Below are 830 nucleotides of genomic sequence, written 5' to 3'. Positions count from 1 at the left end.
GGGAAATCGGTGCAATCCGATGCGGTCCCGCCACTGTGATTGGTACAAGCCTCCACAAGAATCCACTGTCGTATGATGGGAAGGAGTGAAGGTACGCCATAAGCCAGGAGACCTGCCTATTTATTAAGGAAGCTACACCTTCGAGGAAAAAGGGAAGGCATCAAGTGACAATGATTAAGATGTCATTCGGTCCCTTTTATCTAAGATAAAAAGGGACTTTGCTTTTTCCTTGGCATGCAAAAGTACAAAATAAAAGGGAGAGATCGCATGTTCAAGAAAAGTTTTGTATGGGTCATGATTCTTCTTGTTTTGGCATTAGGAATCCTATCAGGATGTAACCAGACAGCAACACAGGGGGAAAACAAACAACCAATCACAAACACTAATGTTGCACAGACAGATCAAAAGAATATTGTCACTGATCCAGGTTGGATACAATTAAACGAAGAGAAAATCAATTCAAAAAAATCCTCAAGTGAATCTTAACTACATATGGGTATTACGATAAAAATGCTGTTGCCAATATTTTAGCGAAAAAAAATTGGGGTAATGTAGAGGCAGTTACAACGAAAACAGGTGATTGATTTGAATAGCGATTTGGTTACTAGACCTGATCCACGAATCGTAGAAGATTTAGAATCAATTGCAAAAGCGATTTATCCCGAATTATTTCAATAGGTGAGGTTATGAATCAGACAAACAAATATCACAATATGGACAGGAGGACTTATCCTCCTGCTTCTTTTTTCAATCTTAGCGAGTGTCTCAATTGGGTCAGTTCCAGTTAGTATCTCATCAACATTCAAGATTCTTATTCATCACTTCCCATT

1 protein-coding gene and 1 riboswitch are annotated in these 830 nt (G+C 38.7%); the gene reads left to right on the top strand.

The window, feature by feature from the left end; translation table 11 throughout:
* A riboswitch (cobalamin riboswitch) is annotated at nt 1-134 on the top strand. This riboswitch is flagged as partial in the annotation.
* Between the two features lie 133 nt (nt 135-267).
* Nucleotides 268-486 carry a hypothetical protein gene (locus tag DSOL_RS26140; protein WP_075367604.1) on the top strand — a complete coding sequence of 73 codons (219 nt, stop codon included), beginning with the start codon at nt 268-270 and terminating at the stop codon, nt 484-486.
* Nucleotides 487-830 lie beyond the last annotated feature (344 nt).

Origin of the sequence: Desulfosporosinus metallidurans, assembly GCF_001936615.1 — a bacterium.
Lineage (GTDB): Bacteria > Bacillota > Desulfitobacteriia > Desulfitobacteriales > Desulfitobacteriaceae > Desulfosporosinus > Desulfosporosinus metallidurans.
This window is presented reverse-complemented; position numbering and strand designations above follow the sequence as displayed.